12 protein-coding genes are annotated in these 14083 nt (G+C 67.2%); 8 read left to right on the forward strand and 4 right to left on the reverse strand.

Annotation, left to right across the window (positions count from 1 at the left end; genetic code table 11):
- Window positions 1-111: 111 nt before the first annotated feature.
- Complete coding sequence (locus tag Pla175_RS00340) at window positions 112-819, reverse strand: superoxide dismutase (RefSeq protein WP_145280194.1); 708 nt, start codon at window positions 817-819, stop codon at window positions 112-114.
- A 304-nt stretch (window positions 820-1123) separates the two neighbouring features.
- On the opposite strand from Pla175_RS00340, the gene Pla175_RS00345 reads away from it, so the two are divergent.
- The 4 genes from Pla175_RS00345 to Pla175_RS00360 all read left to right on the forward strand — a co-directional run bounded on the left by Pla175_RS00345 (window position 1124) and on the right by Pla175_RS00360 (window position 5579).
- Complete coding sequence (locus Pla175_RS00345) at window positions 1124-2668, forward strand: sulfatase family protein (protein ID WP_145280197.1); 1545 nt, start codon at window positions 1124-1126, stop codon at window positions 2666-2668.
- A 161-nt stretch (window positions 2669-2829) separates the two neighbouring features.
- Window positions 2830-3792 carry a vWA domain-containing protein gene (locus tag Pla175_RS00350; RefSeq protein WP_145280198.1) on the forward strand — a complete coding sequence of 321 codons (963 nt, stop codon included), beginning with the start codon at window positions 2830-2832 and terminating at the stop codon, window positions 3790-3792.
- Between the two features lie 362 nt (window positions 3793-4154).
- A complete protein-coding gene (locus Pla175_RS00355; protein WP_145280200.1) occupies window positions 4155-4826 on the forward strand; it encodes a MotA/TolQ/ExbB proton channel family protein in 672 nt (223 codons plus the stop codon).
- Window positions 4827-5165: 339 nt separating this feature from the next.
- Window positions 5166-5579 carry an ExbD/TolR family protein gene (locus Pla175_RS00360; RefSeq protein ID WP_145280202.1) on the forward strand — a complete coding sequence of 138 codons (414 nt, stop codon included), beginning with the start codon at window positions 5166-5168 and terminating at the stop codon, window positions 5577-5579.
- On the opposite strand, the gene Pla175_RS00365 is transcribed toward Pla175_RS00360, so the two are convergent.
- Entirely contained in the window at window positions 5554-6669 is a 1116-nt protein-coding gene (locus Pla175_RS00365; RefSeq protein WP_145280204.1) for a dockerin type I domain-containing protein, read from the reverse strand. The two genes, Pla175_RS00360 and Pla175_RS00365, sit on opposite strands and share 26 nt — an antisense overlap.
- A gap of 106 nt (window positions 6670-6775) precedes the next feature.
- Here Pla175_RS00365 and nadB point away from each other — a divergent pair, with 106 nt between their 5' ends.
- The 3 genes from nadB (at window position 6776) to Pla175_RS00380 (ending at window position 10536) form a co-directional block, all read left to right on the forward strand.
- A complete protein-coding gene (nadB, locus tag Pla175_RS00370; protein ID WP_145280206.1) occupies window positions 6776-8461 on the forward strand; it encodes an L-aspartate oxidase in 1686 nt (561 codons plus the stop codon).
- A 131-nt stretch (window positions 8462-8592) separates the two neighbouring features.
- The gene (locus Pla175_RS00375; RefSeq protein WP_145280207.1) at window positions 8593-9162 is read left to right on the forward strand and encodes a Uma2 family endonuclease; all 570 of its coding nucleotides are present in this window, start codon (window positions 8593-8595) and stop codon (window positions 9160-9162) included.
- A 213-nt stretch (window positions 9163-9375) separates the two neighbouring features.
- Window positions 9376-10536 (forward strand): Gfo/Idh/MocA family protein, encoded by a 1161-nt coding sequence (locus Pla175_RS00380; RefSeq protein WP_145280210.1) that lies wholly within the window; start codon window positions 9376-9378, stop codon window positions 10534-10536.
- 218 nt (window positions 10537-10754) lie between these two features.
- On the opposite strand, the gene Pla175_RS00385 is transcribed toward Pla175_RS00380, so the two are convergent.
- The gene (locus Pla175_RS00385; protein ID WP_145280212.1) at window positions 10755-11204 is read right to left on the reverse strand and encodes a hypothetical protein; all 450 of its coding nucleotides are present in this window, start codon (window positions 11202-11204) and stop codon (window positions 10755-10757) included.
- Between the two features lie 330 nt (window positions 11205-11534).
- On the opposite strand from Pla175_RS00385, the gene Pla175_RS00390 reads away from it, so the two are divergent.
- Window positions 11535-13397, forward strand: coding sequence for a carbon starvation CstA family protein (locus Pla175_RS00390; protein WP_145280213.1), 1863 nt, complete (start codon window positions 11535-11537; stop codon window positions 13395-13397).
- 135 nt (window positions 13398-13532) lie between these two features.
- Here Pla175_RS00390 and Pla175_RS00395 read toward each other — a convergent pair whose 3' ends face one another.
- Complete coding sequence (locus Pla175_RS00395) at window positions 13533-13919, reverse strand: HPF/RaiA family ribosome-associated protein (RefSeq protein WP_145280215.1); 387 nt, start codon at window positions 13917-13919, stop codon at window positions 13533-13535.
- Window positions 13920-14083 lie beyond the last annotated feature (164 nt).

Raw genomic sequence — 14083 nt, forward strand, 5'->3', positions numbered from 1 at the left:
CGAGAGAGAGGGATTTGAAACTGCTCGGCGGACTTGTGTCCGGCCGCTCAGGATAACGCATCCGACTCGACTGCTCGCCCCCGGCTCCCCGTGTAGGCCCGCTCGCGCCTGTTAGCCCATCGCGGACTTGGCGTTCTCTTCGACCTGGTCCCAGTTCACCACGTTCCACCAGGCGTCGATGTAATCGGCGCGGCGGTTCTGGTACTTGAGGTAGTAGGCGTGCTCCCAGACGTCGATCCCCAGCAGCGGCCGCAGGCCCATGGTGAGGGGGCTGTCCTGGTTGGGGGTGCTGACGATCTGAAGCTGATCCCCCTTGGCGACCAGCCAGGCCCAGCCGCTGCCGAACCGGCTGCCCGCCGCGGCGGCGAAGTCTGCCTTGAACTTGTCGAAGCCGCCGAGCTGGGCGCCGATCATCTCCGCCACCTTGCCCTTCGGCTTGCCGCCGGCGTTGGGGCCCATCACCTTCCAGAAGAAGGAGTGGTTCACCATGCCGCCGCCGTTGTTGCGGACCGCGGTCTGGGCCGCCTCGGGGAGCGACTTCCACTTGGCCACGAGCGCCGCGGGCCGCATGCCCTCGAGCTCGGGGTTGGCCGCGACCGCGGCGTTGAGCTTTTCGATGTACCCGGCGTAGTGCTTGCCGTAGTGGATCTCCATCGTGCGGGCGTCGATGAAGGGCTCGAGCGCGTCGAAGGCGTAGGGGAGTTCGATCGGCTTGAACGGCGTAGCGGCGCGGGCCGACCGCATGCCCAGCGGCGAGAACATAGCGCCGGCGGCCATCGTGCCGGCAGAGGCTTGGAGGAACGAACGACGACTGACCATGATGAGGCTCCTGGTGGATAGGTTCTTGGGGAGAAATCGCTCCGGCCAATGCACAAACTCTAAGCCGGTTGGCCGGCCGGGGCAAACCTTACATCTGCCGCAAACCGCGTTCCGGACGGTATTGCCACGAAAAGGCACAAGGTAGCACAACGTGGTGGGCACGAATCGCAGAGCGCCCCCGGCGGCTTGTCGCCTCACGCGGCAGCGGTTCTTGTGCTTCTTCGTGCCTTTTTTGTGGCGATCTTCCTATCCGTGAAATCCGTGCTATCCGTGGCCGAAACCTTTTCTGGTTACAATTTCGAGCATGAAGACTCTTTCCTTGCTGGCCGTCGTCGCGGCCCTCTGGTCGCCCGCCGTTCATGCCGCCCCACGGCCGAGCGTGGTGATTATCGTGGCGGACGACCTGGGCTACGCCGACCTGGCGTTCTTGCCGCAGGCGCCCCCCGACGTGCGGGCGATGGGGACCCCCGGGCTCGATCGGCTGGCGGCGCGGGGCGTCTATTTCTCTGACGCCTACGCCACGGCGCCGATCTGCAGCCCCAGCCGGTGCGGCCTGATCACCGGCCGCTACCAGCAGCGGTGGGGCAACTACTGGTTCGGCGACGGCGGGCTGCCCAAGGGCGAGACGACGCTCGCGCAGCGGCTCAGGGCGCTCGGCTACGCGACCAAGAAGGTGGGCAAGACCCACCTCAACGGCGGACCTGCAGAACACCCGCTCGACCACGGCTTCGACGAGTTCCTCGGCTTCCGCCACCACACGTGGGACTACCTGCGGCTCACCCACGCCGACCGCGAGGCGTACGAGCAGCGCGCCGCGGGGCGGCCGCTGGGGATCCTCAACGTCGGCCCGCTAGAACGGGGCCGCGGTGAGCCGGCCGAGTTCCCAGACGGGTTTACTACCGACGTCTTCTCCGACGAAGCAGTGGAGTTCATCGCCCGTGAGCGCGGCGAGCAGCCGTTCTACCTGCAGCTGGAGTACAACGCGGTCCACGCCCCCACGTACATCGCCAGCCCCAAGTACGCCGCGCGGGTCGGCTTCACCCAGCCCGCTTGGGACCGCGACGCCCCGCGCTGGAGGTTCCCCTACTGGGACCCGAACGAGGTGGGCTGGGAGAAGTGGCACCGCCGCTGGGGCCACCTGGACGCGATCGACACGCTGGGCCGCAAGCGATACCTGTCGCAACTAATGGCGCTCGACGCCGGCGTGGGACGCGTGCTCGACACGCTCGAGGCCCGCGGCGTGCTCGACGACACGATCGTTGTGCTGCTCTCCGACAACGGCGGCGAGGGGAACAACTACTCGATCAACGCGCCGCTTTCGGGCACGAAGTACATGTTCGGCGAGGGGGGGATCCGCGTGCCGATGATCGTCACCGGGCCGGGGTTTCCCGCCGGCGACACCTGCGGGGCGCTCGTGAGCGCGATGGACCTCGTGCCGACCGTGCTTGAGGTGCTGGGCGAACCAGCAGCAGCGGAGCTCGACGGCGGGTCGTTGGTCGGCGTCGTCCAGACGCCCACTGCCAGCGCCGGGCACGACGAGCTCTGCTGGTCCAACGGCCGCCAGACCGGCGTCATCCGCCGCGGCAAGTGGAAGCTGGCCATGAACGCCGGCTGGAACCACAGCACGTTCACGCTGGTGGACGGCTTCGCCCAACGCGGCGAGCCGTACGCTTACCCGGACGGCGACGTGTTGTTCGACCTCGAGAGCGACATCGGCGAAACAAGAAACCTGGCCGACGATCACCCGCAGGTGGTCGCGGAACTCAAGGCCGCGTACCAGCAGTGGCGCGCCTCGATGAGCAACCCACGCACGCCGAGCGGCAAGCTGCGGGGGAAGAGCGGGGGCTAACGCCAACAGTAGCAGCGGGGGCGGAAGGTCTCTCGCAGAGACGCACAGGATTGAATGACCAATGAACAAGCCTAAATGACCAACGGACCAGCGTTTCCGCGATTGGTCATTTCGGCTTGGTCATTGGACATTCTTTTCGTTCCTCTAGCGGCGACCGCAGGATGACCAACACACAGATCGACCCCGAACGCTACTGGCCCGCTTGGCTGGCCTCGTTGGTGGTGCACGGGCTGCTGTTGATGACCGCGGTGCTGGTCGTGGGGCGGCTCCCCGAAGGCGCCGCGGACCAGGCGAGCCGGTCGGTCGGGATCGTGCTGCGGAGCGAGCAGTCCGACGGCCAGAGCGACGCCGACCACGAGAACCCCGACCCTGCGCCCCCGACCGAAGCCGCCAGCCCCAACCCGGCAGAGAACGCGACGCCCGACGCGGCGCTGCCGACCGAATCGAGCGCCGCGGCAGCCGCGGCGTTCCTGCCCAAGCCGGTGGGCCCCGGCCCGGCCGCGGCCCAGTCGCCCGGCGTGGGCTCGGCGGCCGAGATGACCGAGGGGGGGGCCGCCGGCGGCGGGAGGCCCCAGGGGGGCAAGGCGCGGGTTGAGGTGTTCGGCGTGGTGGGCGAAGGGAGCCGGTTTGTGTACGTGTTCGACCGTTCGGTCAGCATGAACGGCCCGCCGCTGTCGGCCGCTAAACGCGAGCTGCTGCAAAGCCTGGAGTCGCTCGACACGGTCCATCAGTTCCAGATCGTGTTCTTCAACCACCGGCTCACGGCGTTCGACCTGAGCGGCGGGCAGGACCGCGTGGCGTTTGCCGACGACGCGAGCAAGCAGGAGGCGGCCCGCTTCGTGGGGGGCATCTCTGCCGACGGCGGCACCGATCGCTACTCTGCGCTCGCCCAGGCCCTGGCGTACGGGCCCGACGCGGTGTTCTTCCTCACCGATGCCGACGACGCGATGACCCGCAGCGAGATCGAGCGTATCATCGACCGAAACCGCCGCGCCGGCGCGGCGATCAACACCATCGAGTTCGGCGACGGCCCGCGCCGCAGCGAGCGGAACTTCCTCACCGAACTCGCCGCCCGAACCGGCGGCAGCTACGGCTACGTGGACGTGACCACCCTCGGCCGCTAGGAACCACCAAGACGCCACGAACGCCACGACGCGCCAAGACGGACGGAGGAACCGCCAAGGACGCCACGAGCGCCAAGGACAAAAGGAGAAAAGACCGGATTGACACGATCAACAGGATGAGGGGTTTCATGAATCGCCCAAGAAAGATTCATTAGGACTTCTCTTGATCGCCACTCCTTCTATCCCGTAAGTCCTGTCCAGGCGTCTGTCCTTCTGTCCTTCTGTCCTTCTGTCCTTCTGTCCTTCTGTCCTTCCGTCTTGGCGCTTCTTGGCGACCTTGGCGGTTCCCTTTCCGTCCGTCGTGGCGTCCTTGGCGCTCGTGGCGTCTTGGCGGTTCAGCGTCCGTTTGCCAGACTCTAGGGATGATCCTCGCCCAAGACGCCGCCGGGTTTTTTGACATTGTCTTTTCCGGCGGTTGGGTCGGCGTGGCGATCGTGTCGCTGCTGGCGGCGCTGTCGATCGCGGCCCTGGCGCTAGCGGTTGAGCACGCGCTGTCGATCCGCCAGAGCGTGCTGGCGCCCCCGGGTCTGGCCGACGGCGTGGCGACGCGGCTCACGCAGGGCCAACTGCTGGGCGCCGCTCAGGCGTGCGACCTGCAGCCCAGCGTGCTGGCCACGTCGCTCAAGGCGGCGCTCGCCGAGGCCGATGGCGGTTGGGGCGAGGTAGAGAAGGCGCTGGAAGATACGCTCTCCGACCAGTCGGCCCGGCTGTTCCGCAAGATCGAGTACCTGAGCGTGATCGCCAACATCGCGCCGATGATCGGGCTCTTGGGCACGGTGGTCGGGATGATCTTTGCGTTCCAAGAGGTCGCTAGCACCCAGGGCGCCGCCCGGGCCAGCGAGCTGGCCTCGGGCATCTACCAGGCGCTGGTGACCACCGTCGGCGGGTTGGTGGTGGCGATCCCCGCGCTGGCGGCCTTCGCGCTGTTCCGCAACCGGGTCGACGGCTGCGTCTCCTACACCGCGCTGGAAGCCCAACGCGCCCTGCGGCCGCTCAAGCTGATGCTGACGGGCCGAGTGAAAGCGTCAGGCTAACGGAAGATTGAACCGCCAAGACGCCACGAGCGCCAAGTCGGACGAAGGGGAACCGCCAAGGACGCCAAGAGCGCCAAGGACGCAAGAAGATAGGGACAGGATTTACAGGATCGACAGGATAGAAAGATTAGCGATCGGGAGTAGCCCACATGTAACTTGCTAAGTCGACTCCTAAGAGCCTTCGTCCTGTTGATCCCGTCAATCCTGTCCAAACTTCATTCCTTCCCTCCGTCTTGGCGCTTCTTGGCGACCTTGGCGGTTCAATCGTCCGTCCGTCTTGGCGCGTCTTGGCGCTCATGGCGTCTTGGCGGCGCCTGTCCTTCATCAACAAGGTAAGCCATGAAGCCCTGGTTGGCGCCTCGGGAGCCTTTGTCGGTGAACCTCACGCCGATGATCGACGTGGTGTTTTTGCTGATCATCTTCTTCTTGGTCAGCAGCCACCTGGCCCAGCAAGAGACGCACCTCGAGCTCGACCTGCCAGACGCCTCGTCGGGCGAGCAGGACGCCGACACGCCGCCGGCGCGGGTGACGATCAACGTGCTGGCTTCGGGCGCGGCGCAGATCGCCGGCGAGCGGGTCGAGGCGGGAGAGATCGGCCAACGTTTGCGGCGCCTGACCGAGCGGCGGGCGACGCCGCTAGAGGTGCGGATCCGCACCGACCGGCAGGCGACCTACGCCGCGGTGGAGCCGATCCTGCTAGAGTGCGTCGAGGCCGGCGTGCGGGACGTTACTTTCGCGGTCTACGAGCCCTGAGGGCAAACGCCGCGAGCGCGGCGCCCGCCGCCGCCAGCACCGCGGAGGAAGGCTCGGGCACGCCCGAGCCGCCGCCGATAGCGGCCATCTGCGAGAACGCGTCTCGCCACACGGTGTAGTCGGCCGCGTCGACGCGGCCGTCGTGGTTGCCGTCGGCGGAGAGGTGCGACTTCGAGCCGAGATTCGCCTTCCAAACCTGCAGGTCCGCGGCGGTCACCGAGCCGTCGCCATTGTAGTCGCCCGGGGTGAGGGTCTGGGCGATGCCGGCGTCGGGGTGGTTCTTGACGACGTCCCAGACGATCGCCTGCAACTGGTTGCGCGTGGTGATGGAATACTGGACGCCGTCGAACGTCGAGTCGAACGGCGACGGCTGGCCCGTTTGGTCGGTTTGGAAGAGCGTGCTGGCGAGCGTCGTGTTGGCGACAAACCTCCCCAGCCCGTAGCTGGCGTGCGTTTGATCCCGGTACATCTCGGTAAAGGACGCGACGCCGGTGATCTCGCCGGCCGCGATCGCTTCCCGCACACGGAAGAACACCTCGGCCTCGGGGATCAACAGCGTGCCGGGCTCGGTCGCCTGGATACGCCCGAGCAAGTGGTCGAAGTAGTCTCGCTGGTGCACCGTGGCCTGAGTCAGCGTGTTAGCAACGGGTTGCTCCCACTGATCCCAGTTCTGGATCAGCGGCCAAGACTGGTAGAGGTAGAGCTGTGAGTCGGCGTTGGCGGGGTTCTGCCGCAGCACGCTTGTCAGTTGGTTGAACGACGCGACATCGTTGGCCATCGTAGAGTTCTGGCCGGCAAACGACTGAAAACTTACTTTGTCCCAAGCATAGCCCGGCAGCGCGGTGTCGAACGTGCCGTAGGCGGGGATCACGCACGTCGTGCCTGGATTGTTGAGGATCGTCGTCAGGCTGCTGTTGCAGTTGATGTGCTGGCCCACGCTCAGGCTGATCCCCTGAGCCGCCGCGATGCTGCCGAGCTGGACGGGCTGGGAATCAACGGTGAGGCTGTTGCCCACCATGAAGAGAGACTCTCCCCAACCAACCTGCGGGCAGAGCAAAACCGCGGCCGCCGTCACCAGAATAAGCCGCATTCCCGCCGCCCTATTGCGCTGTCCCGCTGATAGAATCCGTACCTAGGCAGGCTAACATGCCGCTCCGAAAGGCACAAATAATCGTAACCAAACCGTAGGATAACCCGTGCCACCCGCAACCCCGCGCTACCTGGTCCCGTTCCACCCCAAGCGGATCCCCCACCATTTTGTCGATGTTTTGATCGTCGGCGGGGGGATCGCCGGCCTGCGGGCGGCGATGGAGGTCGACCCGCCGCTATCCCTGCTGGTGATCACCAAGGACGCCATGCGGGAGTCCAACAGCGCGTATGCCCAGGGGGGGATCGCGGGCGTTCTGGACCCGGACGACAACTTCGAAAACCACGTGGCGGACACGCTGGTCGCCGGCGCCAACCTGTGCGATCAACAGGTGGTCGAGATGGTCGTCCGTGAGGCGCCCGAGGCCATCCGGCTGCTGATGCAGTGGGGCGCAGTGTTCGACGCCCACGCCGGGGGCGAGCTGATGCTAGGACGCGAGGGGGGGCACAGCCACCGCCGCATCGTGCACGCCCTGGGGGACGCCACCGGGCACGAGATCATGAGGGCGATGATCCGCCGGGTCGAGCAGCAGCGGCTCGGCCAGCTCTGGCCCGACACGTTCACGATCGACCTGCTCACCGACCAGGGCCCCGACCAAGCCATGGAGTGCCGTGGAGCGCTGGTATGGAACGCCCACCACGGCAAGACGTTTGTGTGGGCCAAGCAGACGATCCTCTGCACCGGCGGCTCGGGCCAGGTGTACCGCGAGAGCACCAACCCGCCGATCGCCACCGGCGACGGCCACGCGATGGCGTTCCGCGCCGGCGCGGTGCTGGCCGACATGGAGTTCATGCAGTTCCACCCCACGGTCCTCTACATCGCCGGCAGCAGCCGGAGCCTGATCACCGAGGCGGTGCGAGGCGAGGGCGCCCACCTGATCGACAGTGAGGGGGCGCGCTTCATGACCGGCTACGACGAGCGCGCCGAGCTGGCGCCGCGCGACGTGGTGAGCCGGTCGATCGTTGAGCAGATGGAGAAGACGCGCCACCCGTGCGTCTACCTGAGCCTGGCGCACCTGGGCGCCGACGAGGTGCGGGCCCGCTTCCCGGGCATCGCCAAGGCGTGCATGCAGTTCGGCATCGATATCGCGACCGACCCGATCCCGGTCCGCCCCGGGGCGCACTACATGCTCGGCGGCGTGGCGGTCGACCAGCAGGCGCGCACGTCGCTGCCGCGGCTGTGGGCCGCGGGCGAGGCGACCAGCTCCGGCCTGCACGGCGCCAACCGCTTGGCGTCCAACAGCCTGCTGGAGGGGCTGGTGTACGGACAGCGCGCCGGCGCGGGCGCCAGCCGATTGGCGCTGGAAGAGGGCGACACCTTCCACGCCATCCCGCTGGAGAACCCGCCGGTCGAAGCGCCGGCGGGCGCCGCCTCTGCGGCGCTCGACCTGGAAGACATCCGCAACGCGCTCAAGAGCCTGATGTGGCGCAACGCCGGCGTGTGGCGCAACGGGCCGAGCCTGGACGAGGCGCTCCGCAGCATCCACCGCTGGACACGCTACGTGCTGCCGCGGCAATTGACCGAGCCGGACGGCTGGGAGCTGCAGAACATGCTCATCGTGTCGGAGCTGATGATCGCGGCCGCCCAGCAGCGCACCGAAAGCCGGGGCGTTCACCTGCGGACCGATTTTCCCGTTGCCGACGACGCGGCGTGGCGCCGGCACGTGCGGCTGCGGCGTTCGGACCAAGGGGAGGTCATCGTAGAGGAAACACCCCAAAGCGAGCCGTCGGCGTAAGCCGCCGGAGTTTTGGCGGCGGCGTAGACCGACTTGGATCGGCGATTGAGCCTGGAAGCCTCCGGCGGCTGACGCCGGCGGCTCGCCAGTTGTGCTTGAACCGGTGCGGATGGGAGCGGTACAATTAGGTCATGACAGCCGCGAAGCATATCGAACTGATGTCCGTCGAGGACTACCTTGCCCGCGAAGAGCTAGCGTTGGAGAAGAGCGAGTACCTAGGTGGGTACGTCTATGCGATGGCAGGGGCGCGGAATGCACATAACCTTGTCGCTACACGGTTGCTGGTGGAGCTATCTAAGCGACTGGAGGGCGGCCCGTGCAGTGCGTGGAACTCTGATACGAAGGTTCGTGTCCGGACGAACGGCTACACTTACCTCTACTATCCGGATGCGTCGGTGGTGTGCGACCCGAACCCGGGCGCCGACGTGTATCACGACCGCCCCGTTTTGGTCGCCGAAGTGCTCTCCCCAAGCACGCGTCGTTCCGACGAGGGCGAGAAGCGGATCATCTATTCGCAATTGCCGTCGATGAAGCTCTACCTGTTGTTGGAGCAGGATGAGTGCAGGGTGACGGTATACCGCCGCACAGCAGAAGCATTCGACCTTGAGGCCTACAGCGGTCTGGACTCGGTCATCCCGCTGCCAGAGCTGGGCATCGAGCTCCCGCTCGAACCGCTTTACCGCGGCATCGAGAACGCCTAGGCGAGCCGTCGGCGTAAGCCGCCGGAGTTTTGGCGGGGGGTGGGGTTGGCCCGATTGGATCGGCGTTCGAGCCTCGAAGCCTCCGGCGGCTGACGCCGGAGGCTCGCCCGCGGGGGTTACCCCCGTCTCCACGCGGGCCGGTTTTCTTGTAGACTCTGCTGCTAGCACACGGCTCGTTTTGCTTCTCGCTAGGCGCTACCGGAGTTCTCCCCCATGGCACGTGACGTCAATGTTGGTCTGGTCGGCTACAAGTTCATGGGCAAGGCCCACTCGAACGCCTACCTGTCGGTCGATAAGTTCTTCCCCTGCGACGCCCGCCCCGTGATGAAGGCGGTCTGCGGCCGGACGGAGGAGGACGTCAAGGCGTTCGCCCAGCGATGGGACTGGCAGGGCTACGAGACCGATTGGCGCCGGCTGGTAGAGCGGAAGGACATCGACCTGGTCGACATCGGCACCCCCGGCTCCACGCACGCAGAGATCGCCATCGCCGCCGCCAAGGCGGGCAAGCACGTCTTCTGCGAGAAGCCGCTGGCCAACTCGCTGGACGAGTGCCGGAAGATGCTCGAGGCGGTCCGCGCCACGGGGGTCAAGCACATGGTCAACTTCAACTACCGCAAGTGCCCCGCGGTGTCGCTGGCCAAGCAGATGATCGAGGCGGGCCAGATCGGCCAGGTCCGCCACGTGCGGGCGACCTACCTGCAGGACTGGCTGGTGGACCCCGAGTTCCCCATGAACTGGCGGATGCGCAAGGAGACCGCGGGCTCCGGCGCCCTGGGCGACCTGGGGGCGCACATCGTCGACCTGGCGCGCTACCTCGTGGGCGAGTTCTCCGAGGTGGTGGGCGACACGAAGACGTTCATCACCCAGCGCCCCGCCGAGGGCGCCTCGACCGGCCTGTCGGCCACCGCCGGCGCCGGGACCGAGGCGGTCACCGTCGACGACGCCGCGGTCTTCCTGGCCCGCTTCACGGGGGGCGCCATCGGCACGTTCGAGGCGACCCGCATGGCGCCCGGGCGGAAGAACTACAACCGCGTCGAGATCAACGGCAGCCTCGGCTCGCTGGCGTGGTGCTTCGAGGACCTGAACTACCTCGACTTCTTCTCCACCGCGGACGCGTCGGGCGCGCAGGGCTTCCGCCGCATCATCGCCACCGAGGGAGACCACCCCTACGCCGGCCAGTGGTGGCCGCCGGGCCACATGCTGGGCTACGACCACTCGTTCGTGAACGCCGTGTACGACCTGCTGCAGGGGATCGCCGAAGACAAGAACCCCAACCCCTCGTTCCTAGACGGCGCCCGCTGCGTAGCGGTGCTCGAAGCCGTCGAGCAGAGCGTCGAGAGCTGCGCGTGGGAAGCCGTCGAGAAGGTGGAGTAGCGGTCAGTTGCCAGTTGCCAGTTGCCAGTTGCAATCCGCTTGCGCGTACCACGGACCACGGACCACGGACCACGGACCACGGACAACAGGCCAACAGGCCAACAGCAAACGAAACCAGCCGCCTCGACGCGATCCTTGCGTCAGCGGCGGCTGGTGGCGTGAATCCCTTCACGCGGTCGTAATTGAACGCCCCCGCCCACTGGGAGGGGACGCTAGACTCAGTACGGCCCGATCGATTTCGGATTCCTGTCCAAGAAGTCGCGCGGCCCACGCACCGTGTAGTACGGGTAGGCCGTCTGACCGGTCGGCGGGCCCTGGGCGAAGTTGTACTGGTTGTCGCACTCGGCACAGTCCAGCACGGCGTTGACCGCGCCGTTCACGCAGGCGTTGGCGTTGCATCCGCTCAGGCCGTAGCCCTTGCCGCAGCCGCCGCACGCGTCGCAGCCCTGGCCGCCGCAGGCGCCACACTGTCCATCGAGCAGGCAGCCGCCCCCCGGTGGGCACGCGCTGCGGCAGATCGTGGGCCGGGGCGCAAGTTGCGACCTCCGGACGTGGCACGGCGCGTCGCCGCAACCTACCGTCGATCCACAGCCTTTGTTGCCAAGCGTCTGGCAACCAACGCTAGATACGGCCAAACCGACCGCTAAAGCGGCATAGAGCAGTTTCATTGTGTTCCCCCCCAGGAGCAACCGGCTGCCATCAAAACGTCCCCCCCCGGGACGCTCGGGCGCAGGTGTCTGCACAGAAGGGTATCGGCGGCACAACCGGTTGAATCCAGCAAATCGCTACCACCGGCGCCGCTGGCGCCAAGTTGCTGCGACGCCATACTGGTACGGTTAGAACCTTGTAGGCAGGAACAAGCCGAGCGAAGCTCGGCGCACTTCCGGCGTGGGGCGGGTACTCCCCCCCCGCTTGCCGGAGCTGCGCCCGCTGACGCGGGCTTGATCCGGCCTACATCCACTTTTCCCCGCTTGGTGCACTACGTGCACCCTACGCACATGTTCACGCTCGGTGTCGCGCTCGCGTCGTTCGTCGGTTTCATCGTGGCCTACAACACCTACGGCCGCTGGTTGGCGCAGAAGGTGTTCCGGCTCGACCCGGCGGCGGTCCCCCCCAGCCGCGAGCTGCAAGACGACGTCGACTTCGTCCCCACGCGGCGGAGCATCGTCTTCGGGCACCACTTCACCAGCATCGCGGGGACCGGGCCGATCGTGGGGCCGGCGATCGCGGTCTTCTGGGGCTGGCTGCCGGCGCTGCTGTGGGTGGTGCTGGGGTCGATCTTCGTCGGCGCCGTGCACGACTTCGGCGCCCTGGTGGTGAGCCTCCGCAGCCGGGGGCAAACCGTGGGCGACGTCGCCGGGCGGATGATCGCCCCGCGCACCAAGCTGCTGTTCCTGGCGATCTTGTTCTTCGCCCTCACGGTGGTGCTGGCGGTGTTCGGGCTGGTGGTGGCCTCGATCTTCAAGATGTACCCGCAGAGCGTGCTGAGCGTCTGGATCGCGATGCCCATCGCCGTGGCCATCGGCCTGTACACCCACCGCCGCCCGGGCGGGGAACTGCTGTGGCCCTCGCTGATCGCGCTGGTGGTGGTCTACGCGGCCGTGATCGTGGGCTGCGACTGGCTGCCGCTGGCCATCCCCGCCAACCCCGACCTGCCGTTCTGGGGTAACCCCACCATCGTCTGGACGCTGCTGCTGTTCGTGTACTGCTACCTGGCGTCGGTGCTGCCGGTGTGGCTGCTGCTGCAGCCGCGCGACTTCATCAACAGCCAGCAGTTGATGGTCGCCCTGGTGCTGCTGGTCGTCGGTCTGGGGGTCGCCGGGCTGCAAGGAACGGCCGACCTGGCCGCCAGCGCGCCGGCGCTTGCCGATCGCGCGCCGGACGGGGCGCCCCCGATCTGGCCCTTCTTGTTCATCACTATCGCCTGCGGCGCGGTGAGCGGGTTCCACTGCCTGGTCTCCAGCGGCACCACCAGCAAGCAGGTGGCCAACGAGACCGACGCCCAGTCGATCGCCTACGGCGGAATGCTGCTCGAAGGCGCCCTGGCGGTGCTGGTGATCTTGGCCTGCTGCGCCGGCGTGGGGATGGGGCGGTTCGACCGCCAGGCAGACGGCTCCTACCTGGCCCGCACCGACGCCTCCGGCGCGGCGCTGGCCGGACAGGCGGCGTGGGAGACCCGCTACAACCCGCAGGCCACCTGGGGCAGCTTTGGGTTGGGAGACACCGTGGGTGCGTTTGTCGACGGGGGCGCCAACTTCCTCGGCGCCCTGGGCATCCCCATGCGGTACGCCATCGGCGTCATCGCGGTACTCGTGGCCTGCTTCGCCGCCACCACGCTCGACACCGCCACACGGCTGCAGCGCTACGTCATTCAGGAGATGGCCGGCGAGCTAAGAATCTCCCCGCTCACCAACAAGTACGTGGCGACCGGGCTGGCGGTCGGGCTGGCCCTGGCGCTGGCCACGATGCGCGGCCCCGCCCCCGCCGGCGGAGGGCAGGCCGACTACGGCACCGGCGGGCTGCTGCTGTGGCCGCTGTTCGGCGCCACCAACCAGTTGCTGGCCGGCATGGCGCTGCTGGTGACGGCCTTCTACCTCTGGCGCCGCGGCCGGCCGGTGTGGTTCCTAGCGATCCCGGTGCTGCTGATGATCGTGACCCCCGCGTGGGCGCTGGCCTACCAGATGTTCAACTCAGACACCGGTTGGGTATCGGGCGAGAAGCCCAACCTGCTGCTAGCCGGCATCGGCGGCGTGACGATGCTTCTGCAGGTGTGGATGGTGATCGAGGCGATCATCGCCTGGCCCGGGGCGAAGCAGGTGCTGGAGCAGGCGCTGCCGCCGTTGGGGGAGCCGTCGGCGTAAGCCGCCGGAGGTTTCGCGGGGGAGACAACGATCGAGCCACCAGAGCAACGAAGCTGTCAGAACTCCGGCGGCTGACGCCGACGGCTCGCCATTGCTTTGCGGAACATCGTCCGCGGGTCGGGTCGGGCGTTTGGGCTACTCGTCCTCATCCAGATCGTCGTCCGCCGCGTCCCCCGACTGGTCCCCCGCCATCGACACCCGCCCACGCGGGTCTTCGAGCCGGTCGAGCGTGCGGCTTAGCAGCGTGCGCATCTTCTCGGCGGCGCCTTCGAGGGCGTGCTCCAGCGTGGCCGCGTCGTCGCGCACCGTCACCGGCTGGCGCCCCGCTAGGCGGGCCTCCAGCACGCACCGCTTGTCGTGCTCGCCGAACTTCACCGCGCTGTTTTGGTCGCTCAGGTGGACCTCGACACGGGTGATTTTTTCTCCAAAACGCCCCAAGACCTCGGTGACGACGTTCTCCACATAACCGGCCAGCTTGGCGGTGCCGCTGATGTGATTGTCTGTGTTGAGTTGCACCTGCATCGCGTTTCCAGCTGAGATGAGTTGACCGTGATTGCTCCGTCCAAGAAATCGTAGGCTCCCCTCCCGGGCGACGCCACTCCTCGCATCTTGATACGCAGCTGAGTGCGTGTGGGTTTGACCTTGCCGCAGCACCCCCGGAGTTGGTCGCCAGGCCTGCAAATTGT

Source organism: Pirellulimonas nuda, from assembly GCF_007750855.1.
Lineage (GTDB): Bacteria > Planctomycetota > Planctomycetia > Pirellulales > Lacipirellulaceae > Pirellulimonas > Pirellulimonas nuda.